Annotated in this window: 24 protein-coding genes, 2 tRNA genes and 1 pseudogene; 5 read left to right on the top strand and 22 right to left on the bottom strand. The window is 39.9% G+C overall.

The window, feature by feature from the left end; genetic code table 11:
• Positions 1-56: 56 nt before the first annotated feature.
• From CLOL250_RS03400 to thyA, 4 genes are all read right to left on the bottom strand, one after another.
• The gene (locus CLOL250_RS03400) at positions 57-2,663 is read right to left on the bottom strand and encodes a hypothetical protein (RefSeq protein ID WP_008400704.1); all 2,607 of its coding nucleotides are present in this window, start codon (positions 2,661-2,663) and stop codon (positions 57-59) included.
• A gap of 66 nt (positions 2,664-2,729) precedes the next feature.
• Positions 2,730-3,734, bottom strand: coding sequence for a rhomboid family intramembrane serine protease (locus tag CLOL250_RS03395; RefSeq protein WP_274922231.1), 1,005 nt, complete (start codon positions 3,732-3,734; stop codon positions 2,730-2,732).
• A gap of 14 nt (positions 3,735-3,748) precedes the next feature.
• Entirely contained in the window at positions 3,749-4,858 is a 1,110-nt protein-coding gene (locus CLOL250_RS03390; RefSeq protein WP_008400702.1) for a heavy metal-binding domain-containing protein, read from the bottom strand.
• 131 nt (positions 4,859-4,989) lie between these two features.
• The gene (thyA, locus tag CLOL250_RS03385; protein ID WP_008400701.1) at positions 4,990-5,820 is read right to left on the bottom strand and encodes a thymidylate synthase; all 831 of its coding nucleotides are present in this window, start codon (positions 5,818-5,820) and stop codon (positions 4,990-4,992) included.
• A gap of 163 nt (positions 5,821-5,983) precedes the next feature.
• On the opposite strand from thyA, the gene CLOL250_RS03380 reads away from it, so the two are divergent.
• A complete protein-coding gene (locus CLOL250_RS03380) occupies positions 5,984-6,400 on the top strand; it encodes a helix-turn-helix transcriptional regulator (protein ID WP_044944927.1) in 417 nt (138 codons plus the stop codon).
• Positions 6,397-6,813, top strand: coding sequence for a helix-turn-helix domain-containing protein (locus CLOL250_RS13235; protein ID WP_008400699.1), 417 nt, complete (start codon positions 6,397-6,399; stop codon positions 6,811-6,813). The genes CLOL250_RS03380 and CLOL250_RS13235 overlap by 4 nt, the downstream gene beginning before the upstream one ends.
• Positions 6,814-6,835: 22 nt before the next feature.
• On the opposite strand, the gene CLOL250_RS03370 is transcribed toward CLOL250_RS13235, so the two are convergent.
• From CLOL250_RS03370 to CLOL250_RS03345, 6 genes and pseudogenes are all read right to left on the bottom strand, one after another.
• Positions 6,836-7,714: a TIGR01212 family radical SAM protein gene (locus CLOL250_RS03370; protein WP_008400698.1), complete on the bottom strand. Its 879-nt coding sequence runs from the start codon at positions 7,712-7,714 to the stop codon at positions 6,836-6,838.
• Positions 7,715-7,817: 103 nt separating this feature from the next.
• Entirely contained in the window at positions 7,818-8,465 is a 648-nt protein-coding gene (locus tag CLOL250_RS03365) for an HAD family hydrolase (RefSeq protein ID WP_008400697.1), read from the bottom strand.
• 26 nt (positions 8,466-8,491) lie between these two features.
• Complete coding sequence (locus CLOL250_RS03360; RefSeq protein ID WP_008400696.1) at positions 8,492-10,150, bottom strand: putative manganese-dependent inorganic diphosphatase; 1,659 nt, start codon at positions 10,148-10,150, stop codon at positions 8,492-8,494.
• Positions 10,151-10,230: 80 nt separating this feature from the next.
• Positions 10,231-13,434, bottom strand: coding sequence for a carbamoyl-phosphate synthase large subunit (gene carB / locus CLOL250_RS03355; protein ID WP_008400694.1), 3,204 nt, complete (start codon positions 13,432-13,434; stop codon positions 10,231-10,233).
• Positions 13,434-14,507, bottom strand: a pseudogene (locus tag CLOL250_RS03350) (carbamoyl phosphate synthase small subunit). The gene carB and the pseudogene CLOL250_RS03350 overlap by 1 nt, the downstream one beginning before the upstream one ends.
• A gap of 165 nt (positions 14,508-14,672) precedes the next feature.
• Entirely contained in the window at positions 14,673-15,302 is a 630-nt protein-coding gene (locus CLOL250_RS03345; protein ID WP_008400691.1) for an epoxyqueuosine reductase QueH, read from the bottom strand.
• Positions 15,303-15,474: 172 nt separating this feature from the next.
• Between CLOL250_RS03345 and CLOL250_RS03340 the strand changes: the two genes are divergently transcribed.
• The gene (locus CLOL250_RS03340; protein ID WP_021943757.1) at positions 15,475-15,708 is read left to right on the top strand and encodes a hypothetical protein; all 234 of its coding nucleotides are present in this window, start codon (positions 15,475-15,477) and stop codon (positions 15,706-15,708) included.
• 141 nt (positions 15,709-15,849) lie between these two features.
• Here the strand turns inward: CLOL250_RS03340 and CLOL250_RS03335 are convergent, their stop codons facing one another.
• The 8 genes from CLOL250_RS03335 to CLOL250_RS03300 form a co-directional block, all read right to left on the bottom strand.
• On the bottom strand, positions 15,850-16,266 hold the full coding sequence (locus CLOL250_RS03335; protein ID WP_008400688.1) for a putative ABC transporter permease: 417 nt from the start codon (positions 16,264-16,266) through the stop codon (positions 15,850-15,852).
• 65 nt (positions 16,267-16,331) lie between these two features.
• Positions 16,332-16,853 (bottom strand): DUF6106 family protein, encoded by a 522-nt coding sequence (locus CLOL250_RS03330; RefSeq protein WP_008400687.1) that lies wholly within the window; start codon positions 16,851-16,853, stop codon positions 16,332-16,334.
• Positions 16,854-16,912: 59 nt separating this feature from the next.
• Positions 16,913-17,839, bottom strand: a complete 927-nt coding sequence (locus CLOL250_RS03325) for a GNAT family N-acetyltransferase (RefSeq protein WP_008400686.1) — start codon at positions 17,837-17,839, stop codon at positions 16,913-16,915.
• Between the two features lie 12 nt (positions 17,840-17,851).
• Positions 17,852-18,400 carry a 2-C-methyl-D-erythritol 2,4-cyclodiphosphate synthase gene (gene ispF, locus CLOL250_RS03320; protein WP_008400685.1) on the bottom strand — a complete coding sequence of 183 codons (549 nt, stop codon included), beginning with the start codon at positions 18,398-18,400 and terminating at the stop codon, positions 17,852-17,854.
• Between the two features lie 148 nt (positions 18,401-18,548).
• Positions 18,549-18,622 (bottom strand) — tRNA-Met (locus tag CLOL250_RS03315).
• Between the two features lie 15 nt (positions 18,623-18,637).
• Positions 18,638-18,710 (bottom strand) — tRNA-Val (locus CLOL250_RS03310).
• 118 nt (positions 18,711-18,828) lie between these two features.
• Positions 18,829-19,353, bottom strand: a complete 525-nt coding sequence (locus CLOL250_RS03305) for a DUF1700 domain-containing protein (protein WP_008400684.1) — start codon at positions 19,351-19,353, stop codon at positions 18,829-18,831.
• Positions 19,354-19,444: 91 nt separating this feature from the next.
• Positions 19,445-20,512, bottom strand: a complete 1,068-nt coding sequence (locus tag CLOL250_RS03300; RefSeq protein WP_161116759.1) for a transglutaminase domain-containing protein — start codon at positions 20,510-20,512, stop codon at positions 19,445-19,447.
• A gap of 199 nt (positions 20,513-20,711) precedes the next feature.
• On the opposite strand from CLOL250_RS03300, the gene argH reads away from it, so the two are divergent.
• Both argH and CLOL250_RS03290 read left to right on the top strand, forming a co-directional pair.
• Entirely contained in the window at positions 20,712-22,097 is a 1,386-nt protein-coding gene (argH, locus tag CLOL250_RS03295) for an argininosuccinate lyase (protein WP_008400682.1), read from the top strand.
• 15 nt (positions 22,098-22,112) lie between these two features.
• Positions 22,113-22,343, top strand: a complete 231-nt coding sequence (locus tag CLOL250_RS03290; RefSeq protein WP_008400681.1) for a hypothetical protein — start codon at positions 22,113-22,115, stop codon at positions 22,341-22,343.
• Positions 22,344-22,628: 285 nt separating this feature from the next.
• Here the strand turns inward: CLOL250_RS03290 and sigG are convergent, their stop codons facing one another.
• The 4 genes from sigG to CLOL250_RS03270 form a co-directional block, all read right to left on the bottom strand.
• Positions 22,629-23,405 (bottom strand): RNA polymerase sporulation sigma factor SigG, encoded by a 777-nt coding sequence (sigG, locus tag CLOL250_RS03285; protein WP_008400680.1) that lies wholly within the window; start codon positions 23,403-23,405, stop codon positions 22,629-22,631.
• A 101-nt stretch (positions 23,406-23,506) separates the two neighbouring features.
• Positions 23,507-25,105, bottom strand: coding sequence for a peptide chain release factor 3 (locus tag CLOL250_RS03280; protein ID WP_008400679.1), 1,599 nt, complete (start codon positions 25,103-25,105; stop codon positions 23,507-23,509).
• A gap of 2 nt (positions 25,106-25,107) precedes the next feature.
• Entirely contained in the window at positions 25,108-25,611 is a 504-nt protein-coding gene (locus CLOL250_RS03275) for a helix-turn-helix domain-containing protein (protein ID WP_021943746.1), read from the bottom strand.
• Between the two features lie 51 nt (positions 25,612-25,662).
• Positions 25,663-26,367 carry a 4'-phosphopantetheinyl transferase family protein gene (locus CLOL250_RS03270; protein ID WP_008400677.1) on the bottom strand — a complete coding sequence of 235 codons (705 nt, stop codon included), beginning with the start codon at positions 26,365-26,367 and terminating at the stop codon, positions 25,663-25,665.
• Positions 26,368-26,496: the final 129 nt, after the last annotated feature.

Here is a 26,496-nt window from a genome sequence, read left to right as displayed (position 1 = left end):
CCTCCTTCCACATTATCAAATAAAAAAAATAATATTTATATTAATCTAATTATTTGTCATTTTTTCTTAAGCTTATATTTTTTTTCATCGGAATGTTTTGATTCAGATTTCTTTACAGCTTCAGACTCTGAAGCACTATCATTTTCCTTTATGTTTTCCGATTCATCGGTTTCATCCTCGCTTGAAGGATTTAACACAAAGCTGTCCTGATGCATATTGAAATAATCAGTGTTTGATGCATATTTAGTTCCAAGCTCGATTCCGAGTCTTGCAAGCAATTCATCTGTCTCACTGATCAAAGCTTCCTCTTTTTTCAGATTTTCAGCCATCTTCTGATCGTATTCTTCCTGTATGTCTTCATGCTTTACATGTTCTACAACAGGTGGTTTATCACTGTTATAATCAGGGAAAAGACTTGATCTGAATGTAGGAAAATCTATTTTTCTGCCATTTACATTTGCAGAATTCTCAACCACCGGTTCTAAGATTTCTGATTCTGAATCTTTTATTTCAAAAACCTCTGTTTCAGGATTTTTTGATGCAGGATCATTTATTTCAAAATCGTCGGTTTCAAAAATCTTTGCTTCGGGAATCTCCGTTTCAGAAGCATCATTATCTATATCATAATCCTGTTCTGATATTACTTCTGAAGCTGATTCATCGAGTTCATCAGGTACCGACTCATCAAACGCTTCTGTTGTGACGTCGACAGTTTCTTCCGGTATATAAGCATCTGTTTCCGACTGTTCAGATTCTGTCGTCTCCGGCTCCGCCTGTTCCGGTTCTTCTGCTTCGATATCAACATTAACTTCCGCTTCGTCAATGATTTCAGCTTCCACATCTTCTTCCTGCTTGATTTCTTCTGTCTCAGACTGAATGATATCTTCATCACTTTCATCTGGCATCAGATCTTCCGGCACTTCCGAGATCTCTACAATATCGTCATCCTCATATGCCTGCTCAAACGAATCGTCTTCCCAATCGTCTGTATCAAATTTGTATTCATCCAGTGACTGGATCGCAACATCAATATCAAATTTATGATCTTTCTTTCCTTCAGATTCAGAAACATCTCCCGAAAGCTCTTCATTTTCACTTATCTGAGGTTCTTCCATGAGAACCGTCTCGTCTTCTTCTGCTAGCTGTTCAGCAATCTCCGCTACCTCTGCATCCTCATGTGGCTCCGCAGGTTCTGCATACTCAGCTTCTTCAGCAACAATCTCCGACTCTGTATTTTCTTCAGACTCAGGTTCTGTATTTTCTTTTTCAATAACTGTTTCAGTATCCGATTCTGCAGCCTCTTTCTCAACAATTTCTTCAGTCTCAGGTTCCGCAGTCTCTTCCTCAACAATTGTCTCAGTCTCAGGTTCCGCAGTCTCTTCCTCAACAGTTGTCTCAGTCTCAGGTTCCGCAGTCTCTTCCTCGACAATTGTCTCAGTCTCAGGTTCCGCAGTCTCTTCCTCGACAGTTGTCTCGATCTCCGGCTCGCTTTGTTCAAGCGCATCCGGGTCAACCATCAATACTGTATCGAAATCATCTGTAATATCCGAAGTATCAAAATCATCCAGACTTTCATCGAATGATTCTTCTGATATCTGATCCAGATTCTTTTCTTCGCTAACAATCGAAGCGGTCTCCGGCTCTTTCATTATATCTTCACTCTGAGTCGAATCTATATTCTCTTCTACCGCCATTACTTCATCCAGTAATTTGTCTTTGTCCGGTTGCAGCTTCTCTGTTTCAGCAATTACCTCTTCAATCGCAGCCTCTTCTTTCTTTGACAGTCGTCCTATATGAAATCTCTTTCCTTTATCCTTTTTTTCCTCTGACTGCTCATTTTCCTGTTGTTCTTTCTTCTGCTGTTTCTTTAATTCTTTCTTTTCTTTAGATTTAAGCAGCATCTGTTTGAACTTCACAGAATTTGGTATGGGTTCACGATCATCGACCATCAAAGTAATCTTAGGGTCTTTCGGGAACATACGAAGGTGATCAGCTTCCAAAACCTTTTGTTCAAATGTTCTGATCTCTTCCTGTTCTTTTGAATCATCCTCCTGTTCTGATGCAGGATAACAATATATAGTTTTCTCTACATCATATGATTTATCTCTAAGCCGGTTCACATTCTCAATATATGGGGAACCTTTATAGGTCGCGCAGAAAATTTCAGCCTCCGACTGAAGTTTCTCCATATTTCCCATTGCAGCATACAATAACAACATCTCAAAATCCCAAGCTGCATCCGTTTCGGCTTCATTTGCTGAAATAAGAATTCCATACAGCTCTTTGAACGATTTTCGTTTTGCTTTTGCAATCATGTATTCTATACGATATGTACCTGCATCTTTTTCATCTTGATTAAATTTATAGATGTCATAATATGTGTCTACAAGTGAGTAAAACCCCTCAGATAAATACACTTTAATCAGTGAATATATAATCTTATTTCCAACAGGCGCCATGGAGTGGGCTTTTACAAGAGCAGCTCTGGCTTCCGAATAACGTCCGTTTTCATAGTAAACTTCACCACAAATCTTGATAAACTGAGGTGAAAGCGATCTGGTCAAATCCTGATGTTCAAGTATATCCAATGCAAGACTATAATCCCCGCTTGCCGCAAGTTCTTTTATTTTGTTGACACTTGACATGCTAATTCCAGTACCCATCCAATCATACTCCTAAACTAATTTTCATCAGCTAATTTTATCACATCAGGTCATCTTTTACAACTGTCATGTACCTGAGTTTTGCTTCTTCGAGCATATATATGCACAAAGCAATCCTGTAAATAATCCAGCTATCAATCCTCCTATATGCGCTGCATTATCTATGCCTTCCGAAACATATCCATTCAATATTGTGATCACGGATAAAAAAATAAGATCCTTTAATGAAATATCTGATATCTTTCCTTTACCAAAAAAGGCAAAAACAATCAATATACCCATCAAGCCGCAGATTGCACCCGATGCACCTCCTGCATATTCGTAAAAGTTTCCCATATAACAACTGACTATCGAACAAACAGATGCTACAATGCCGCAGAACAAATATACGCATATATACTTTACTTTCCCCAGCAGATATTCTACCCTTGCTCCAAGAGCAATCAATACAACCATATTGCTTAAAAGATGCGTCAGAGAAAAATGGAAAAACATAGATGTTAGCAGTCTGTAATACTGCTTTTCAACAAGAACATACCGAAGATTATCTGTCAGAATTTCTTCAAGAAAAGAATATCCGTAAGCATCCCTGGTATATACATATGCTATGAATACCAAAATATTGAGCAATACCAGAATCGGTGTTACCACTCCAAATATTTCCTTTAACCGGATACGCCAGTGGTCTTTTTCCGCATAAATCTCTTTTTCAAGAATCCTCTGTAACCCGTCAAAATCTGCCGGTTGATTCTCAAAAATATATAATTTACCATAATCCTCACTGAACAGCCAGACATTGTCCATCTTCTTAATGATCGTACTTAAGTCGTCATCAAATATTCCGTCCTTGGTAAGTAGCAGGTTCAAAATCATAACTCTTTTTCCTGTTTCTTCCAGATCATTTCTAATCTGTGAATTAAACTTTATAAGATTATCCGCTTTCAAATTTCTGCTATTTCCAAGCACAATAACGTATATGGCATCGCCTTCCGCTCTGCCATATACATTATTACTGTCAGGATTTAATTTTTTATATCCTTTTTCCCCCAGATGCTCAATGATCTGTAACATATATTGTTGCATTTTTACAATCCAAGGAACAGATTCTCAACCTTCTCAATTACAGTTTCCTTCATATCTCCACGTGTTTTTTCATACTGAATACCGGATTCCATAATCTCCAATAACTGCATACGAAGTCCTGAATCAATATCCTTAATATACTTCATAAGGACATCCTTGATCTCCATAACATATTCTTTCTGTTTCATTTCTTCCAACATCGGCTCATAATTAAATGTTATGCTGTTCTTCATCTCATCCTGTTTTCTGCCACAGATCACGCATTCCTCTGCGCCACCTTCATTTACATGTCCGCAGTTACAGGTCCATACAAGTCCATCCGACTTATAATTACATACAGCATCAAGACCTTTTTTAACTTTAAGTGCTTTATACTTCAATGCACTCATTTCAACATCGATCGGATCATCTCCGCATGAATATACACCTCTTGCAGTTACATATTTCTGAATATATACTTTACAACTTGTAATAATCTTTATGTATTTTTCAGGAAGTTTACATTCTATATAATCAGATTTTAATAATGATACATTTGTTTTATCAAATACAAAATCCACACCTGTTAATGTGATTTCATCACCGTAAATATTTACAAACTGAATGTCTGCTTTGATTGCTTTGACATCATCCATATTGTAATTATTATACCATGCCGAAATCTTGGTTCCGTTTCCTTCAGATGCAAGGATAACTTTTACGGCTCTCGGTACAAGCTTGTCGTAATAATTATTTACATATAATTCTTTTCTTACAAAATCGCTCTTTTCAAATTCGGATTTGTACTCTTTTTTCACCGAAACAAGTGTACCGCTAACAATAACCGCTGAAATATTAGATGAATAATCAACTATATTTGTTTTAAAGCCTACGACCGCATTGTAATTTGTCTTTCCGACAACTTCCTCAAATGACTTGATGGTTTCCTTCATTGTTCCATCCAGCTTGTCATGGTACATGCTGCTTCTGTCTGTTGCAATGTCAGCAATAGATGCACCGATCTCCTTTAAAAAATTAGAGCTTAAAATTGTCTGTACAAATTTATAAGGACCATATTCTGTTATCTCATATCCTTCAAAACTTGTGCCTGATGTAATCATAATATTTGCCATGTGTAACGCACCTCCAAAAATATATGAAAATTGTATCACAATATATCGGAATAGACAAATACTTTTTGTGAATTTTATATTAAAATCGCGTCTTTTTTTAGTAATTTTACTCAAATAACCACAAGTATTGTTTAAATTGCAATCGGAATATTCTTCACCTGTGGTCCTGTCTGATAATCTTCAATTGTAAAATCATCCAACGTAAACTGATAAAAATCTTTTACATCCGGATTCATGGTAAACTTTGGTGCAGGATAGGTTTCTCTGGATATCAGCTCTTTTACGATCGGAATGTGTCTGTCATAAATATGTGCATCTGCAATTACATGCACCAATTCTCCCGGTTTAAACCCTGTAACCTGTGCAATCATATAAACCAGTGCTGCATACTGAACAACATTCCAATTATTTGCCGCAAGTACATCCTGTGATCTCTGATTCAATATAGCATTCAGGCGATCTCCTGTTACATTAAATGTCATCCCATAAGCACACGGATACAGATTCATCTCATGAAGATCCTCGTGTACATACATATTTGTCATCATACGACGACTGTATGGATTATGTTTCAGATCATAAATCAAGCGATCCACCTGGTCAAACATACCTTCTTTGTACTGGTGTTTTACACCCATCTGATATCCGTAAGCTTTTCCGATCGAACCATCTTCATCTGCCCAGCTATCCCAGATATGACTTTTCAGATCATGTACATTATTGGATTTTTTCTGCCAGATCCACAGTATCTCATCTATAGCAGACTTAATATATGTCTTTCGAAGTGTAATTGCCGGAAATTCCTTTGACAGATCATAGCGGTTTACGACGCCAAACTTTTTGATCGTGTAAGCACTTGTTCCATCCTCCCACTTAGGGCGGACTTTTTCTCCCTCTGTACTATATCCGTTTTCTATGATTGATCTACACATTTCTATAAAAATATCATCCGCACGACTCATTTTATACCTCCGTTTTTTTCATAAATAAAGCTTCTGTAATTGTATCGTATCAACCGAAAAAACGCAACTTATTACATGAAACACTACCATTTATTACATTTCGGCACTTTTTTCCTGCAAATCGTGTATGATGTTGCAAAGAAATGAAAGGAGACTTACACAAATGCCAAATGAAAATTATCCATTACCTAAGCTTCTACGTTACTTCCGTGAGAAAAAACAAATGACGCAGGCAGAGGTCGCCGAGCAGCTCTCAATCTCGCGATCCGGATATGCTAATTATGAATCAGGGCGGATACTTCCCGGTATCGAACATATAGCCAAATTATCGAAGATTCTCGACCACGACTTCCTGTTCGCCTATTCCATGTCATTAAAAAACGCAGAACAGGACAATTACAATCTGATTGAAGCAGTCAGTGATCCATCTGCATATCAGGCTGTTCCTGTTCGCAAAGAAACAATTACTGATCTTATCAATCAGTTGAAGGAAGTCCCAACATGGGAGTTGGAGCTACTAAAAACCTATGTACAATTATACTGTAATGAGAAAAACGAAAAGGAGAAAAAGAATATATGACATCCGTTATCCGAACCAATATAGGCAGTGCACTGTTATCCCTTCGAAAAAGCAAAACCTTATCCATGCGTGAAGCAGCCGAAGAATTAAAAATATCCCAATCTGCCTATTCCCAATACGAACGTGGCAGTTCTATACCCGATATAAAAACAATTTTTTATGCATCAAATTACTATCATATCAATATTCAGTTTCTTGTATTTCTAATCTGTATTGATCTTGCATCTCTGGAAAACATTAAAAATGAGAACCTTTTTCAGTTATTTACCTTTGACAATATATTTGACTGGGATTTTTTTCATGTATTTAAAGAGTATGATCGTCTGTCTAAAAATTACAAGGATGCCGTCACCCGTTTTCTTCATGCCGCAAATATCTGTAATCAGAATGAATCCAGAAAAAACAACAACTAAAAAAACAGCAGTCAGATCTGTTTTATAGCTGTCTGACTGCTGCATTTATCGTATTCATTACTTTTTTCTTATCTGCGCTCCAAAGCGGTGCGATCAATAGTTTCTTCGGTCCGTCTCCGGTCAGGCGATGGATCACCATATCCGGCGGCAGTACCTTCAGACACGAAACAACACATTCTGTATAATCTTCCAGCGACAAAACAGAACATTCTCCATTCTGATACAATTCAGCAAGGTTGGTTCCTTTAAGGACATGAAGTAGTTGTAGCTTTATGCCCTGTGCACCGCTCTTTCCTATATACTCTGCTGTTTCGATCATATCTCTCTGTGTCTCTCCCGGAAGTCCCAATATCATATGTACGATCACATGTACACCAAGATCACAGAGTTTTTTTACTGCCTCGTCATATACCGAAAGCGGATATCCGCGATTAATAAGCTTTGCCGTTTCCTCATGGATCGTCTGAAGTCCGAGTTCTACCCACACCGGCTTGATTCTCTGTATATCACGCAGCATATCGATCACCTGATTTCCCAGGCAATCCGGTCTGGTTGCAATTGAAATAACTGCAATGTCTGACCGCATCGCTGCATTTCTATAAATATCCCGCAAACGGTCGATATCACCATAAGTATTCGTAAATGACTGAAAATATGCAATATAATGTTTACCTTTGAACTTCGAAGCAACCAGCTGTTTTGCCTGTTCGATCTGTTGATCTATGTCCATATCCGCTTTTGGACTGAAATCACCCGATCCTAGACTACTGCAAAAGATACAACCGCCAATTCCTGCCGTTCCATCCCGGTTCGGGCAGGTGGTTCCAGCATTTAATGACAGCTTGTATAATTTCTCCCCGAAGGTATCCTTTATATATTGATTTGCTGTATATATATTCATCTTACATATTCCTTATACATTGAACTGCCATGTTCATGTCCATCTCCATATTATATATCTTCCATATACAACTTCCATATCGATCAGACAGCAGCTTTACTGTTTAAAAAAATTCGAGCAGCTTCTCCGGCTTATGGATGATCTGGGTAGCACCATGTTCTAACAGGAATTCTTCATCACGAAAGCCCCAGGTAACAGAGATACATTCCAGTCCGCTGTTCTTTGCGGTCATGATATCCACATCTGAATCTCCAACATAGACTGTGCCTTCCCGTCCAATCTGCATTTCCTTCATTGCTTCTATGCAAGTGTCCGGTGCCGGTTTCTTTGCTACATTTGCAGACTCTCCGATCGCTGTACTTATATATGCACCAAAGAACTGATCCCTCAGTCCCTTCACTGCAGCATCAAATTTGTTCGATACGATACCTACCGGTATTTCTTTTTCTTTTAACGCCTTAAGCACATCGACAACTCCCTCGTAAGGGCCTGTCTTATTCAACATATTCTTTGAATAATGTTCCTTGAATATCGCGAGTGCTTTTAATGTATCGTCCTCTGAAGTTCCCGTCGGAACTGCACGCTCCATCAGCTTCTCTACGCCATTCCCTACAAAGCGGCGGACCTCATCGATTGTCCGTTCCGGATAATTCATCTGACGAAGTGCGTAATTTGTACTGTCTGCCAGATCCTCTAATGTATTTAAAAGTGTTCCATCCAAATCAAATATAACTGCCTGATATTTCTTCATTGTACATCTGCCTTTCTGCCTTTGTTCTATTCCGGCTGATCGAGTTCCTGTACGGCACGGACAAGTGCCGGAACGATCTGCTTCTTTCTGGAAACCACGCCTTCCAGATATGCATAATGATCGACAAATTCCGTCTGGAATGCACGGGAACAGATCTCCTCTGCCTCATCTCCAAATGCCAACATTCCGGAACTATCGTCTAAGATACTTGTCATTACAAACAAAAATACATCACATCCATTTTCTGTATAATCGGTCAGATACTCATACATACTCTTCTGTATCTGCTCAATCTCTCTGGTATTGATCGATGTGATCTGTCCGATCGCAAAGGTACGTCCGTCGATCTCAAATTTCTTATAATCCTGATGCAGAATCTCATCGATTGTCTTTCCCTTCAGATTACTTCCGGCATCAAACATCTCCATTGCGAAATCATTTACATTAATCTCGGCAAGTTGCGCCAGTGCATATGCTGCATTCTTATCCTCACAGGTACAGGTCGGTGATTTAAACAGCAGCGTATCTGATAAAATAGCCGCACACATCAATCCTGCAATCTTCTTATCCGGTATAATGTTCTGCTCTCTGTACATCTGATATATGATCGTAGATGTACAGCCAACCGGCTGATTTCTGAAATAAACCGGTGCAAGCGTTTCTACATTTGCAATTCTATGATGATCGATGATCTCCCGGATCTCTGCCTTGTCGATATTATCAACCGACTGTGTACGTTCATTATGATCGACCAGGATCACCTGTTTTTTTCTGGCATTGATATAGTTACGTCTGGAAACCAGTCCCAGATAATTTCCACTCTTATCTACAACAGGGAAATAACGAACTCTCGTCTTCGACATAACACTTTTTATCGTTTCAACCGAATCATCCTCGTTAAACGTCATTATATTATCACGAACCATAAAGAACCTTACCGGTATACTCTGACCGATCAGTCTGGCCACCTTATAAGTATCATTCTGAGATGTGATGATCGAACAGCCCTTAAATGCCGCAAGCTTCACAACATCGTCATCCACCTTATCCACCAGACAAAGGATCAGCATACCTGCTCCCTTTTCGATAGCCATTAGCTGAGATTCCTTCCGGTCACTTAAGATAACAATGTCGTCCGGCTTTACAAAATGCTCCATAAGCTCCACATGTGCCGCGCCTATGATAACTTTTCCTTTCGTAATATAACTATGCGGATTTCCACAGACCATCTCACCATCGATCGTCTCCATGATATGTCGGCACCTGGTTCTCGCTTTATACAAAATATCGTCTTCCGAATTCAACATATAAGCTTCTGCAATATCTCCAACAGTTAATATTCCACGAATCTTTCCGTTCTCCACAACCGGCAACGTCGTTGCATCATTCTTCTGCATGATCTCAAATGCCTTCTTCATTGTTGTATCACCCGGTACACCGGAAACGAGCCGGTAAGAAATATCACTCAACTGGGTGTCCACGTTTTTGATCAACTCCGGTACTTCCACATCAAAATAATTTAATACAAATTCTGTTTCTTTATTGATATTACCCGCTCTTTTGGGAATGTATTTATTTTCTGACTGATTCTTAAGATCTGCATACGCGATCGCTGAACAAATCGAATCCGTATCCGGATTCTTATGTCCGATCACAAACACCTCATCTCTTGGAATGTTATGCATATTCCACCTCCTATTAAGAACACAAAACAGCCTGCTGCAAAATGCAGCAGCCTGTTTTGTCAGGTTGTATCATATTATACTTATAATTCGCTGATGTCAACCAGTGATAATCGTCTATTTGCGGATGACTCCAAACTTGTAAGCAGTGCATTCGCTGTATCAAGACTTGTAAGACAGGTAACACCGGTTTCAACTGCATGACGTCTGATCACGAAACCATCCTTGCTTCGTTCAACACCCTGTGACGGAGTATCGATGATCAGATCGATCTCATGACTTAAGATCAGATCCAACAGGTTTGGTGATGGTTCCTCTACTTTGTTGATCAGTTCAGCAGGCACTCCATTCTCATTCAGGATTCTGCATGTGCTCTTTGTAGAGAAGATCTCATAACCAAGAGCCGCAAAACGTCTGCCGATTTCTACTGCATCCATCTTATCTGCATCCTTAACTGTAAGAATCATCTTCTTTGTCTTTGGAAGATTTACACCTGCGCCAAGGAACGCTTTGTAAAGGGCTTCGTTGTAGTCCTTGGAGATACCAAGACATTCACCTGTTGATTTCATTTCCGGTCCCAGACTGATCTCGGCTCCACGGATCTTCTCAAATGAGAATACCGGCATCTTGATCGCAAAGTATTCTGCTTCCGGCTGAAGTCCCGGCTTATATCCCATATCCTTGATCTTCTCGCCTGTGATAACACGGGTTGCAAGATCTACGATTGGAATACCAGTAACCTTGCTGATATATGGAACAGTACGGCTGGAACGAGGATTTACCTCAATTACATATACTTCATCATTGTATGCGATAAACTGTATATTGATCAGACCGATTACATGAAGGCTGTTTGCAAGCTTTCTTGTATAATCTTCAATTACACGTTTGATCTTTGGTGAAAGCGTCTGTGCAGGATATACAGAGATACTATCACCGGAATGGATACCGGCTCTCTCTACATGCTCCATGATACCAGGGATCAGGATATCTTCTCCATCACATACGGCATCTACTTCTACTTCCTTACCCATGATATATTTATCAACCAGAACAGGATGCTCCTGAACATGTCTGTTGATGATATCCATAAATTCAATAATATCTTTATCAGAGATCGCGATCTGCATTCCCTGTCCGCCTAATACATAAGAAGGTCTTACCAGAACCGGATAACCGAGTTCATTGGCTGCCTCTAAGGCTTCATCTCTGGTAAATACCGTTTTTCCGGCAGGTCTTGGGATACAGCACTTCTCAAGGATCTCATCAAATAATTCTCTATCCTCAGCGGCATCTACATTCTCTGCACTTGTACCAAGGATCGGAACACCCATCTCCATCAGTGCTTCCGTCAGCTTGATCGCTGTCTGTCCGCCGAACTGAACAACCGCACCATCCGGTCTTTCCAGATCTACAATTGCTTCTACATCCTCTGCTGTCAGTGGCTCGAAATACAGCTTATTTGCAATATCAAAATCTGTACTGACTGTCTCAGGATTATTATTTACGATAATGGTCTGGTATCCCTTTCTCTCAAATGCCCATGTACTGTGTACGGAGCAGTAATCGAATTCGATACCCTGTCCGATACGAATAGGACCGGAACCAAGAACCATAACCTTCTTTACGGAATGATCTTCCTCTACTTCATTCTCACCGTCAAAGCAGGAATAATAGTATGGTGTAGATGCTTCAAACTCTGCAGCACAGGTATCAACCATCTTGAAAGATGCACGGATACCATAGCCATACCGCAGCTCTTTGATCTCTTTTGTTGTCTTTCCTGTAAGCTGTGCGATTACCTTATCCGGGAATTCTACACGCTTGATCTCCTTCATCAGTTCCTTGGAGATATCTCCCTTGGAATCACGGATCTCCTGTTCATAGTCAACCAGATTGTTGATCTTATCAATGAACCAAAGATCAATCTTTGTGATATCGTGAATTGCTTCCTGTGTAATGCCACGGCGAAGTGCCTCAGCGATAACAAAGATACGTCTGTCATCTACATGATGCAGAAGCTTTAAGATATCACTGTCAGACATATTCTTATATCTGCTGGAATGAAGACCATCTACATGCTGTTCCAGAGAACGGATTGCTTTCATCAATGCGCCCTCAAAGTTTGTGCAGATACTCATAACCTCACCGGTTGCCTTCATCTGTGTTGTCAGATCATGATCTGCCTTGATGAACTTATCAAACGGAAGTCTAGGAATCTTAACAACAACATAGTCCAGTGCAGGCTCAAAACTTGCAAACGTCTTCTTGGTAATTGCATTCTGGATCTCATCCAGATTATAACCAAGTGCGATCTTTGCAGAAACCTTGGCGATCGGATAACCGGTTGCCTTGGATGCAAGTGCTGACGAACGGCTTACACGAGGATTTACTTCGATTACACAATATTCAAATGTAGTTGGATGTAATGCAAACTGTACGTTACAGCCACCACGGATATTTAATTCAGAAATAATATTTAATGCAGATGTACGAAGCATCTGATACTCTTTATCACCCAATGTCTGGGATGGTGCTACTACGATAGAGTCACCGGTATGGACACCGACCGGATCCAGATTCTCCATATTACAAACTGTAATACAGGTACCATTTGCATCACGCATTACTTCGTATTCGATCTCTTTCCAGCCTGCGATACAACGCTCTACCAGAACCTGACCGACACGACTAAGTCTCAGACCATTCATCAGAATCTCGACAAACTCTTCTTCATTTTCAGCGATACCACCGCCGCTTCCGCCGAGGGTATATGCCGGACGGAGTACAACCGGATATCCTATCTTCTTAACAAATTCCAGACCGGCTTTTACCGTTGTAACAACCTCAGATGGTGCTACAGGCTCATGGATCTTCTCCATGGTTTTCTTGAATTCCAGTCTATCCTCTGCTTTTTTGATTGTTGAAGAAGATGTACCGATCAACATAACATCATGTTCTCTTAAGAAACCGGACTCTTCCAGTTCCATTGCGATATTTAAAGCTGCCTGACCACCCAGTGTTGGCAGAAGGCTGTCCGGTTTTTCCTTCTCGATCACTGCTTTTACTACATCGGCTGTTAATGGCTCAATGTATACCTTATCTGCGATATCCTTATCTGTCATGATCGTAGCCGGATTGGAGTTGATCAGGACAACGCAAAGGCCTTCTTCTTTTAATGAACGACAAGCCTGTGTACCGGCATAGTCAAATTCTGCAGCCTGTCCGATTACGATAGGACCGGAGCCAATTACAACAACTTTTTTAATATTCGGATTCTTTGGCATTACTTAGACACCTCCATCATATTCATAAATACATCAAACAAGAAGTCTGTATCAAGAGGACCGGCACATGCTTCCGGATGGAACTGTACGGTCTATGCATTCTTACCAAGGTAATGAACACCTTCTACTGTACCATCATTTACATTGATAAAGCTGACCTCGGCAACCTTTCTGTCAAGGCTCTCTTCTTTTACCATATATCCATGATTCTGAGTTGAAATATAAACCTTTCCGGTCTTTAAATCTTTTACAGGATGGTTCGCACCTCTGTGACCGTATTTCATCTTTACGGTATCGCCGCCATTTGCAAGTGCAAGCAGCTGATGTCCAAGACATATTGCAAAAATAGGAATATCTGTATCGAAAAGTTTTTTCACTTCTTTGATCGTAACCTTACAATCCTTTGGATCTCCAGGTCCGTTTGTTAACATGATGCCGTCCGGTGCATCTGCGATGATCTCCTCCGCAGGTGTCTCAGCAGGATATACAGTAACCTGACAACCTCTCTTTAATAAAGATTTGATAATATTTCTCTTAACGCCGAGATCGATCACAGCTACCTTGTAGCCATCTCCCGGATAAACTTTCTTTTCTTTGCATGTAACATCAAGAACAACATGTCCCATCTCCCATGCTTTGATCCGCTTCAGACAATCTTCAAGGTCATAAGAAGCATTTGTTGTGATCATGCCCTTCATTGTACCCTGATTTCTGAGGATCTTGGTCAAGGCTCTGGTATCAACTCCCTCGATACCTGTTATATTGTTATTAATAAGGAACTGGTTAATACTCTGTTCACTTCTAAAGTTACTTGGCTTCTTCGCAATCTCTCTTACAATAAATCCTGACTGCCATGGTTTATCAGCCTCCATATCTTCCAGACATACACCATAATTACCAATCAACGGATATGTCATACAAACTGCCTGCCCGGCATAGGATGGGTCTGTCAACACCTCTAAGTAACCTGTCATAGACGTATTGAAAACAATTTCGCTTATGATCTCATCGGTTGCTCCAATACTGGTGCCTTCAAATACATGTCCATCTTCAAGTATCAAAAAAGCTTTCATAATACAATTCCTTTCTTCTTTTTTCTATTTTTGCTCAAAAAAAAAGAGTGAACAGAGAATCTGTGCACACATACAAAGATCCTCATCTGCCTCTTTTTTCTAGTTTTGTCAATTCTAACACATTTGTTATTGTTAGACAACACTTTTTCATCGAAATTCGTCAACTTATTTCTGAGCAGCTTCCTGCTTCATTTTTTCTGCTGCTTCATACACTCTTCTGCTGAATTCACAGCCGCAGAAGTTCTGTCTATATAAATTATATTCCTTTGAAAGCTCGATCGAATGTTTATATCCGTTTTTCTTCTTAAAATCACTATGCAAAAATGTTATACCATACTGCTCACCCAGTTCTTCTCCGATCTCATTGAGCCAGTCTGCATTTTTATGCGGGCTGATCGACAGTGTCGTAGTAAAATAATCAAATCCATGCTTCTTTGCAAATGCTGCACTTTTATCCAGACGAAGCTTATAACAGGCATAGCACCGGATTCCACGTTCCGGTTCCTCTTCCATTCCTTTTGCCATTTCAAGAAACCGTTCGCTCTCATGCTCTTCCAGATATGACTCCACCCCATTCTCCTGATATACTTCATGAACAAAGCGTTTTAATTCATTCCAGCGTTTCTCGTATTCTTCATCACTTGTGATATTCGGATTATAAAAATAAGCAGTAATATCAAAATAATCGGTCAGAACTTCAAGGCAATGACTGGAACACGGGGCACAGCAGCAATGAAGCAATATCTTCTTTTTACTGCCGGAATCCGATATTTTCTTCAATTCTTCTTCCATCATAGTATAATAGTTTGCATTTTTCACTATTTATCTCTCCTTTTTTATCAAAAATAACGGAAGTTTTTCCCTTTTTTTGCCTTTTTGTGCATTATTTACAGTTGACTTTGTGCTATCTATACAATATACTATATTCAAACAAACATAGACATACTATATGATGGAGGTGTTTATCATGACAGTTGAACAGGCAATCAAAAAATACAAATTACAGCCGGTAAGTGTCAGCGTTGCAAAAGTGAAAGCCAAAGAACTGAATGTGGAGGAAGTTTTGTACATGAATGTACAGAAGAATAAATACGCCTACATTGTTAAAGATGGTGCACGGGGAATCATGCTTTACTCCGATGAAAGAAGTCTTTATACCAAATTGTATAAAGGACTTAAGATGACTCCTCTTCAGCCATAGTTTCGTATTTAATTTCACACCACATAAAAGAAGCTTATCATCAGAAGTCCGGATTTCAGACCGAATCTGTTATAAGCTTTTTTTATTACTCTAAACGTCGCAGCTGCTTCAACAACAAAAAAACTCGCTTTGTATTTATATTTAAAACAATCTGTACTCCGGCAATTCTTCTCCAAACAGAAAATGCCTGATTCCATCATCCACAAATATTATGATCAATGAAAGGAACATCCACAACACAGAATATGGCAGACATATCTGCCCCATCACATTATATGGCAGATATGAATAATCCCATACTCCGACATGAAAGATCAGATTTACTATAACTCCGGTAATAAATTCCAACAATGTTATGATCTCTGCCGATAAAAACATCTGTAACGAGATCGGCATTCTCGGGAACATCTGATTCAAACCTCCGCAGGCAATCATACACAGCCCCCCACAGATTATCATGGAATAATGAGAATAATCTCTGGTAAATATTTCAAGAAAATAATATACCATTCCTCCGGTCAAAAACAAAGACAGATATTTAAAAAAAGTAATTTTCATCGCAAGCACCTCTTTTATAGTATCTGTCTTTCTGCTTATAAATATGTGTCCGTTCCTGACTTTCTCTATTCCCGGATTTTTCCTTTGAAAAATTGTTTTACATGTTCAATCGTCTTTGCATCAAGCTCTAACAGGACTTCCTCTGTGCGGTTATTCTTATTCAGGATGAAAGAATAAACAGGATTCTCTGTGTTCTTATCCTTTGAAGTGAAATTCATCGTTTTAATACCGGAATTTGCCTGATGCTCATTATCCCTATAGATTGAATCTACAGTCGTGATCTGTTTTACTTCTCCGCCTTCAAAATGATACACCTGTTTTCTGCTGCTCTTTGCGGTGATCCTTGCAACCTCAACATCATCATTTACGAACAAATATTCAAACTCACACTCTTTTCGATTAATCGCAAATGAAAATATAATTACACCAACAACCGCAAGCGGAAGTCCAAAGATTGTGCCTCCCGGTACAAAGAACATAAAAAATGCTCCCACCACGGTGATAATTGCTCCAAGTACGATCAATGCCATGATTCCGGCAGAAGTCTTTGTTTTCACTATATGTTCTACATATCCGTCTGTTGTCATTTTATTTCTCCTTTTTGTATATACACTCTACAACTATTATACATGGTATCCATATTTTTTTAAACCACTTCATTTATGAAAATACGATCTGATTTTCTATATAATTCTGTGTACTCCGTATATGGCTCATAAAACATGATCCCACGGCCTTTCTTTATCATCTTATGATCTGTATATGTTCCAAACAATTCAACCTTAGAAAATACAGGAATATCACTCTCACAAATTCCATATAACAACGGATCAAGTGATCCGGTAACTGTACAATACTGAACGATCTCTGCGCGATCCCCATCATACATGGTTCCATACACCGCCGCTATCTCATTCTCATCCTTTATAATATATACATCACCGAACAGGGACTGACATTCCATTCCAAGATCTTCCAGGTAGGCTCTGGTTCGTGGTACAAAGAGATCATAGCGTTGTGCCAGTTTTTCAGAAAAACTCTGCAACTGTTCATCTGTTATATCTTCCAACCCACAAAGCTCATAATCATTCTTCTCAGGTTTCAGATCGGTTATATTATAAAAGCCGCTTTCTACTACCGGAGCAAATCCCAGACCTTTATAATAGATCTCTTTCTCCGGCATCAGATAAATATAATCGTAATCATTCTCAGCCGCATATGCAAGCACATGCTTCATTAATATCGACATGATTCCATGTCTTCGGAACTCAGGCTCGGTCGCAACGCCAACGATATATCCACCCTTTTTATATGTGGTTGCTCCTGCTGTCGTCTCAGCAAGAGTATATGAATTCAAATGCACCATAGAAATAATCTTGGAGTCAGTCTTTGCCACAAAGATATGATTCCTTGTTGCCACATTTGAAAAATAATAATCCATATATGCATCCTGATCGTCAAATGACTGTTTCCAGAGCTTACGGATCTCGTTCATATCTTCCGCTCCGGCAGTTTCTATCCTGATCGAATCAAACGTTTTGCAATCCATCTGATCGCATCTTTCTTCATTCATACCCTAAACTACCTACTGTCTGACCGGACAGCCCTGACAGCCGGCGCAGCCTCCCTGGTTCATTCCCATAACATCATAATCATAGTTCCCGACAGTCTCTAACAGACAGACAGCCTGTGAACTGATTCCAAGACCCACTCCGGTAAATCCCAGCTTTTCCTCTGTCGTAGCCTTCACATTCACCCTGTTCACCGGAAGTTCCAGACATTCTGCAATATTCTTTCTCATATCTTCTATATATGGGGCAAGCTTCGGCTGCTGTGCGATCACTGTCGCATCTATATTCTCTATAAAGAAAAATTTCTCATCCAGAAGCTTCTTCACTTTCTTTAACAGCACCATGCTGTCTGCCCCCTTATAACGGTCATCTGTATCCGGAAAATGCCTGCCGATATCTCCCAATGCCGCAGCACCGAGAAGCGCATCCATGATCGCATGAAGCAGAACATCTGCATCTGAATGCCCAAGCAGTCCTTTCTCGTATGGAATCTCCACTCCGCCAAGGATCAACTTTCTGTCTTCTACTAATTTATGAACATCATAGCCCATTCCAACTCGCATATTTGATTTCTCCTTATTATTTCATTCACTCATATTTTTCTATCGTTATGATGACCACATGAACCGGCATCAATATGCCGGTTTATTCAAATACCATCACACTGCTACAAAAAAAAATCGCCATGATATCATGACGATTAAAGGTTAGTAGCGGGAGGGGGATTTGAACCCTCGACACTGCGGGTATGAACCGCATGCTCTAGCCAACTGAGCTATCCCGCCATATTTTATTTTAAATGGGACCTACAGGGCTCGAACCTGTGACCCTCTGCTTGTAAGGCAGATGCTCTCCCAGCTGAGCTAAGATCCCATTTCGTTTGTGTTCTCTGTCGAACACCTTTGCTAGTATAAGGGATATACCGATAATTGTCAAGAACTTTTTTCAACTTTTTTAAAACTTTTTTATTTGTTAAAAAATCTGCTTCCGACTACATTCGATGATTGTCGATCAGACTGATGATCAGGTTCACGATAAACAAAATTGCAGCAACCGGAATGATCACATATACAAGAATCTTAACTCCGATCACAACCAGTAATACGATCAGGGCAAGTAATAAAACAAGTCCGATTCCGATCACAACCTTACCAAGCGTCGTAGAAAAATCAAGTTTTCCAAAGCAGACACTGGTATTTCCATTTTCATCCATTTTGATATGCCAGCCCTTTGGTGTGTCTCCTCCATCTCGGCTCACACTTCCGCGTCTGCCGTTCGTTGTCTCTGTATAGGTATAGCTCTGTTCTGTCCGGTCAGCTCCTGCGGTATCAACGATCGTCTTTGCGATCAGTCGCCCGGAGCCAAGTTCCGCAACAATTTCCTCCTCAGTCTTACCTTCTGCTATTTTTCTCCGGAAATAAGACTCATAATATTCTATTGTTTCACGATATTTCTCATATGATACATTCCCATCCAAGCCTTCTCTGAGCTGATCCATAAATTCCTTCTTACTCATTTTTATCACACTTCACTCTCCCCTGTTCATCAGGCATTGAGTTTTCCTTTCTCCCGTACTGTCACGGGCATTTTGTTTTACAATAATAAAATCATATATTTACATATACAATGATCACATAATATTCTCCCATATCTTCAACCAGATACTTAAGTTTTTTTATAGCCGAACTGTCATAGAGAAATGACAGATCCGGTCTGTCCGTATCCATATAATAAACAATTGCTTCGAGCACATCCGAGCGTCCGATCTGCTTCGTGATCCCTTTCTTATATGCTTCAAAATCATCAAATACTGCAAATGTCTTCACATAATAATTCATATCTGTATCTGTGCAGGTACGGTAAAACTCCCGTTCCCATGTATGATTTTCGGCAAGTGCCTCATCTGTCAGATTAAAATATGTGTGTTTTATATACGATCCCATGTCCGGAACCGCATCATCCCAAGTCAGATCGATATTATACCATTTGCCATTAAGTTCAACCTGATTCCACGCATGCAGGTCACCATCTGCCGTTCCGACTACAATATCACATGGAATATCAAGACAGGTCATCAACATAAAAAACGCTTCCGCATAACCATCACATACTGCTTTATGAGATACAAGGACACCATAGGCATCATATGCATCCTGCTGTTCCTCCGGAAAACCATATACACAGTTTTTTATCAGATAGTCATGTACCGCCACCTCTTTGTCAAAATCACTCATCGGTTCTTTGATGCAGGTCTGATAAAATTCTATATATGCATCATACATAGCAATCGCTTTCTTTTTATCCGATGGTATCTCTTCATCAAAAAGCGCTTTCCGGATCACATAGTAATTCTCGCTACGATCAAAAGAAAGCTGAATTGCAAGATAATCACCGGAAGATACCAATACCCGATAGGTATCTACACTTCCGAATGCCGAATCCACATATTTATTAATATCACTGATATCCTTTATCTTTACATTCTTTACATAAAAGATATCAGAATCATTTCCATCCTCCATCGAATGCATTACATTTGTTCGTAATGCTACCAGTCCGTTCACAACATCCTGACGATGAAATATATTAAAAAATGCCCATCTTCCTGTATAGAAAAGAACGATCAGCACAAGTGCCGTAATGATTCCTTTCAAAATAAAATGTCGTTTCTTCATCCAATCCATCCATTCTGACAATTTAGGTTATTTTATCATCTGTCCACAACTGCTGTAAACCTGTAAATATCTTTTTCATAAAAATTTGATATTTACCATGCAAAATTCTTCTGCTAATCCCTGTTTTTGTTGATTAAGCTCTCATCCTGTTGTAAAATGAAACAGTTAAAATAATTTTAGAGAAAAGAGGAACTACATTATGGCACAGCTCTGGGGTGGTCGTTTTACAAAAGAAACAGACCAATTAGTATATAACTTTAATGCTTCGATCTCTTTTGATCAGAAGTTCTATAAACAGGATATCCGCGGAAGCATTGCGCATGTTACCATGCTTGCAGCATCCGGCATCCTTACAGAAGCAGAACGAGATCAGATCATCGACGGCTTAAACAGCATACTTACCGATGTGGAAAATGGTACACTTGAAATCACATCCAAATATGAAGATATTCACAGCTTTGTAGAAGCAAATCTGATTGACCGTATCGGTGATACCGGTAAGAAATTACATACCGGAAGAAGCCGTAATGATCAGGTAGCTCTTGATATGAAGCTCTATGTAAGAGATGAGATCGTTGAAATTAAAGCTCTTGTACTGGAATTAATGAACACCTTACATTCCCTGATGAAGGAACATATCCACACATATATGCCCGGATTTACACATTTACAGAAGGCGCAGCCGATCACTCTCGCCCATCACTTTGGTGCATACATGGAGATGTTCAAGCGTGATTACGGCCGTCTGTGTGATATCTATGCAAGAATGAATTACTGTCCACTGGGCTCCGGTGCTTTAGCCGGCACAACTTACCCTCTGGATCGTGAGCTAACTGCTTCCCTGCTTGATTTTGCAGGTCCTACTCTTAACAGTATGGATTCTGTCGCAGACCGTGATTACTGCATCGAATTATTATCCGCTCTTTCAACGATCATGATGCATCTGAGCCGTTTCTCAGAGGAGATCATTATCTGGAATACAAATGAATATCAGTTTGTCGAACTGGATGACGCATACAGCACAGGAAGCTCGATCATGCCACAGAAAAAAAACCCTGATATCGCAGAGCTGGTTCGTGGTAAGACCGGACGTGTCTATGGCGCACTGACTTCTCTCCTTACCACAATGAAGGGAATTCCGCTTGCTTATAATAAGGATATGCAAGAGGATAAGGAATTTACCTTTGATGCGATCGATACCGTAAAGGGATGTATCGCATTATTTAACGGTATGATAAAAACTATGACTGTAAATAAAGACCGTATGGAAGCATCTGCAAAGAACGGATTCACAAATGCTACGGATGCTGCCGATTATCTGGTAAACCACGGTGTTCCATTCCGTGATGCTCACGGCATCGTAGGTGAACTGGTTCTCACCTGTATCGAACGGAACATCTCGCTGGATGAGCTTCCACTAGACGATTACAAGGCAATCTGCCCGGTATTTGAAGACGACATCTATCTGGCGATCAGCATGGAAGAATGTGTCAATAAACGTAATACAATCGGTGCTCCGGGACCGGAAGCTATGAATAAGATCATCGAGATCAACGAAGCTTATCTGAAGGATCTGAATAAGTAAGGAGATGAATCAGAAATGAATCGAACAACAAAAGCAAAATATGATCTGGCTGAACGAATGTTAAATGTTCACATCGAACCGGCCGAGGTTGCCATAATGAGCGATCTTCCACTCGAGGAAGTAGAAAAGCTGAAAGCAAATCTCATGAAAAACAGCGACACCGGCGGCACAACCGTTCAGGACTATATGGCAGAGCTTGCCACCGAAGCCAAATCACAGCTAGAAGCTCAAAACAAGAATAAATAGAGCAAAAAAAGCACAATAAATGTAAAAACTAAAATAAAATATGGGAAATCACAATAACACAGATTTACCTATAAACAAATAAAGAGGTATCTATATTTTGTTCTACAGACCTTTTTCATGTCGGTCCTTAACGAACCGCAAGGCGGTGAGTTTAGTACCGCTACGTGATAACTGAGCCCTTACCAAGGCTATTTAGCCGAGGTTAGTTCAAAGTTATACAGCGTAAAAATAGAATGAAAATGCTCTGTAGAATAAATATATAGATACCTCTTAATCGTCCATATATTATCTGAGGTAGCCCTTTAGAGATTTGATCGCACTCTTTTCGATACGGCTGACCTGCGCCTGTGAAATTGCGATCTCCGATGCGACCTCGGTCTGTGTCTTTCCTTCAAAGAAACGGAGCCTTAATATATTATATTCTCTCTCGTTTAATTTCTTCATTGCCTCTTTCAATGAAATATTCTCTACCCAATTTTCTTCTTTATTCTTCTTATCACTTAACTGATCTACGATATATAACGTATCTCCGCCTTCCTGATAAACAGGCTCATATAATGAAACCGGTGTCGATATGGCATCCAGTGCTGTCGTGATATCTTCCGGTGCTACATCGATCTCCTTTGCAATTTCATCCACGGTCGGTTCCCGATCCAACTTCTTTAACAAAGCATCCTTTGTGTAGATTGCCTTATATGCAATATCTCTTAACGACCTGGATACCCTGATACTGTTATTATCCCGCAGATACCTCCGACATTCTCCAAGTATCATCGGAACTGCATATGTCGAAAACTTCACATTCAGACTCCGGTCAAAATTATCAATTGCTTTTATCAATCCTATGCATCCAACCTGAAACAGATCGTCAGGGTTCTCATTTGAATTCGAAAATCTCTGGATCACACTCAGAACCAGTCGCAGATTGCCCTTGATAAAGGTCTCTCTGGCAGCCATATCTCCCTGCTCGATCCTGTCAAACAATTCATCCTTTTCCTTGTCTGTCAGTAACGGAAGTCTGGCTGTATTCACACCACATATCACTACCCTGTTCAGTGCCATATCATGTTCCTCCTGCTTATGTCTGCCTGTCTGTCAAACGGATTTTTTCTTAGGCCTCATAAGAAAAGGATTTACATTTTCAAGGTAGATTATTCATTTATTTAATTCTTTCTGAACTCTAACAGTTCCAGTCCTTCATTATGCTCAAGCACCTGATTGATAACCCATTCATTTGCAAATAACAATAATGGATTACCCTTCATATCCTTCACCTTCTTAACATCGCTGACACGTTTCAGCTTTGTAAGATCTGTAGATGGATCTTTTACCCAACGGATATAGTTATAAGGGATCGGCTCTAAACGGATCTCACATCCATATTCATTCTCCAGTCTGTATTTTAATACATCAAACTGAAGAACACCTACAACACCTACGATAATCTCAGACAATCCTGCTGTAAACTCCTGAAAGATCTGAATTGCACCCTCCTGTGCGATCTGAGTAACACCCTGTACAAACTGCTTACGCTTCATCGTATTCATCTGAACAACACGACAGAAATGCTCCGGCGCAAATGTCGGAATTCCTTCGTACTGGAATTTCTTACCCGGAAATGTAAGAGTATCACCGATTGAAAATAATCCCGGATCAAATACACCGATTACATCACCCGCATATGCTTCTTCTACGATCTTACGATCCTGCGCCATAAGCTGCTGCGGCTGGGATAATTTTAATTTACGCTTACTGGCTGCATGGTAAACCTCCATACCGGCTTCAAATTTACCTGAACAGATACGCATAAATGCGATTCTGTCACGATGCGCTTTATTCATATTTGCCTGTATCTTAAATACGAAAGCTGAAAATGGTTCTGTAACCGGATCGATCACACCCTGATCCGACATTCTTCCAAGAGGAGGTGTCGTCATTTTCAGGAAATAATTCAGGAACATATCGATACCGAATGTATTCAGTGCAGAACCAAAGAATACGGGTGAAAGCTCTCCCTTCTGAACCTTCTCGAGATCGACTTCATCGGTTGCACCGTCAACCAATTCAATTTCTTCCTTAAACTGGTCATACAGGTACGGTCCGATCAGATCCTTAAGCTCCTGATCCTCGATATGATATTGCGTCTCCGCAGCCTTCTTCGCACCACCGGTTGAGATTGCTTCAAAGGTATCGACCATCTTGGTCTCTCTGTCATAGACACCCTTAAATTCCTTACCGGAACCGATTGGCCAGTTCATCGGACAGGTACGTATTCCAAGGACATTTTCAATCTCATCTAACAATTCAAATGTATCTCTTGCATCACGATCCATCTTATTAATAAATGTAAAAATCGGGATATGACGCATTACACAGACCTTAAAAAGCTTGATCGTCTGTGCCTCTACACCCTTTGAGGCATCAATAACCATAACAGCAGAATCCGCAGCCATCAGGGTTCGATATGTGTCTTCTGAGAAATCCTGATGTCCCGGTGTATCAAGAATATTGATACAGTAGCCTTCATAATTAAACTGAAGAACGGATGAGGTAACTGATATACCTCTCTCCTTCTCAATATCCATCCAATCGGATACCGCATATTTGGAATTTGCTTTTCCTTTTACCGATCCTGCCGTATTGATTGCACCACCAAACAGGAGAAACTTCTCTGTTAAAGTCGTCTTACCGGCATCCGGGTGGGATATGATCGCAAATGTTCTTCTTTTCTTAATCTCGTTTTCGATATTCTTGTCTGCCATTTCTAATTTCCTCTTTTACTCATAATTGAATCTTTATTTTTTTTAGCCCACATCATCAACGATTGAATGTTGACCGACATTTTTTCCAATTCAGACAGAACCGAATCAAACTGCTCCAGTTCTCCTTCATCTACAATTCCATCGGAGGTGATATTGATCAGTTGCTCCGTAATATTCTCCATCTTCTGAGAAGATCCAAGGAACTGAAGGATCAGTCGATCCAAGCTATCTGCATTGATCGGTTTCACTGTCTCACGACCGATTGCACACTCCCCTGAGCAATACATATTACAAAGCTCCGGTATCTCATATACATCCGCCATCGCCAGAACTTCTTCCGGATAAGGAACTGACATGCCAAGCTCGATCCGTGATAACCGCGTCCGGTCAATATTTAAAATCTCAGCCGTCTTTTCCCGGCTGGTAAGATTTGGATTATTCTTTGATGCATTATATCTTGCGATATAATACGGATTATTCAGTGCTTTCGTAGCTTTTTTACTCATATCATGTTCCTCCAAAACTTCACTTATGTAGCAGTACATAAATTTTCATCATCATATTACCACACAATCTACATTCTGAGAAGAAAAAAGAACCGACTTATCAGAAAATACAGTTTCTTCTAACAAACCTTCCTTATCTGCACAGGCACAGAGATTATATTCCCGACCTGTTTTATCTGTTATTCTGAATTCTCGGAAATAGACATTTTTCTTTTTCATCTCTGAACGATCCATAATTTTTTTCTGAGTCGGATCTGAAAAATCAAGTCCTTTTCCTGTCATCTTACCAAATGATTCCATCCGGGTCCAGACCCGCGCAAAATATAACGCAGCCGCATCCGGATCCAACTTCTTATATTGTTCTTTGTCCGCTTCTGAAAATAACCGGTTCACGATCTTCTCCCGTCCACCCTGTATCAGCTCGATATCAATGCCACAGGACAGATCGTGTTTCGTTTCTTTATGAAAGATCAGAACTGCAACGCATCCGCTGTGACTGATATTAAATGCTATCTCAGGATGATCTGCCAGATAAACCTTGCCATGCTCCATGATCTGATAGCGACAGTCTTTCTCAGACAAATGACACTCTTTTAACGCCCGGTCAAGCAAAATTCCCGCAGCAACCGACAATTTCTTATCCTTCTCATATCGAAGCCTATTCACTTTTTCCAAACGATACTCAGACAGCTCTTCCAGATACTTTTTCATCTGCTCCTCTGTCATATCCGACACATCCGCATACCAAATCAGCATGGAAATTTTCCTTTCTATCTATTCATGTAAATCTTTTTCTAGTATAACCATATTCCGGTAAAAATCAAATTTTATATAGCATCAAAGCATATATTTACGAAACAAAATCTGCCGCTAACGCATATATTT

Source organism: Clostridium sp. L2-50 (assembly GCF_000154245.1).
GTDB lineage: Bacteria > Bacillota > Clostridia > Lachnospirales > Lachnospiraceae > Coprococcus.
Note: the sequence above shows the minus strand (reverse complement) of the source record. Positions and strands in the feature narration are given on the sequence as shown.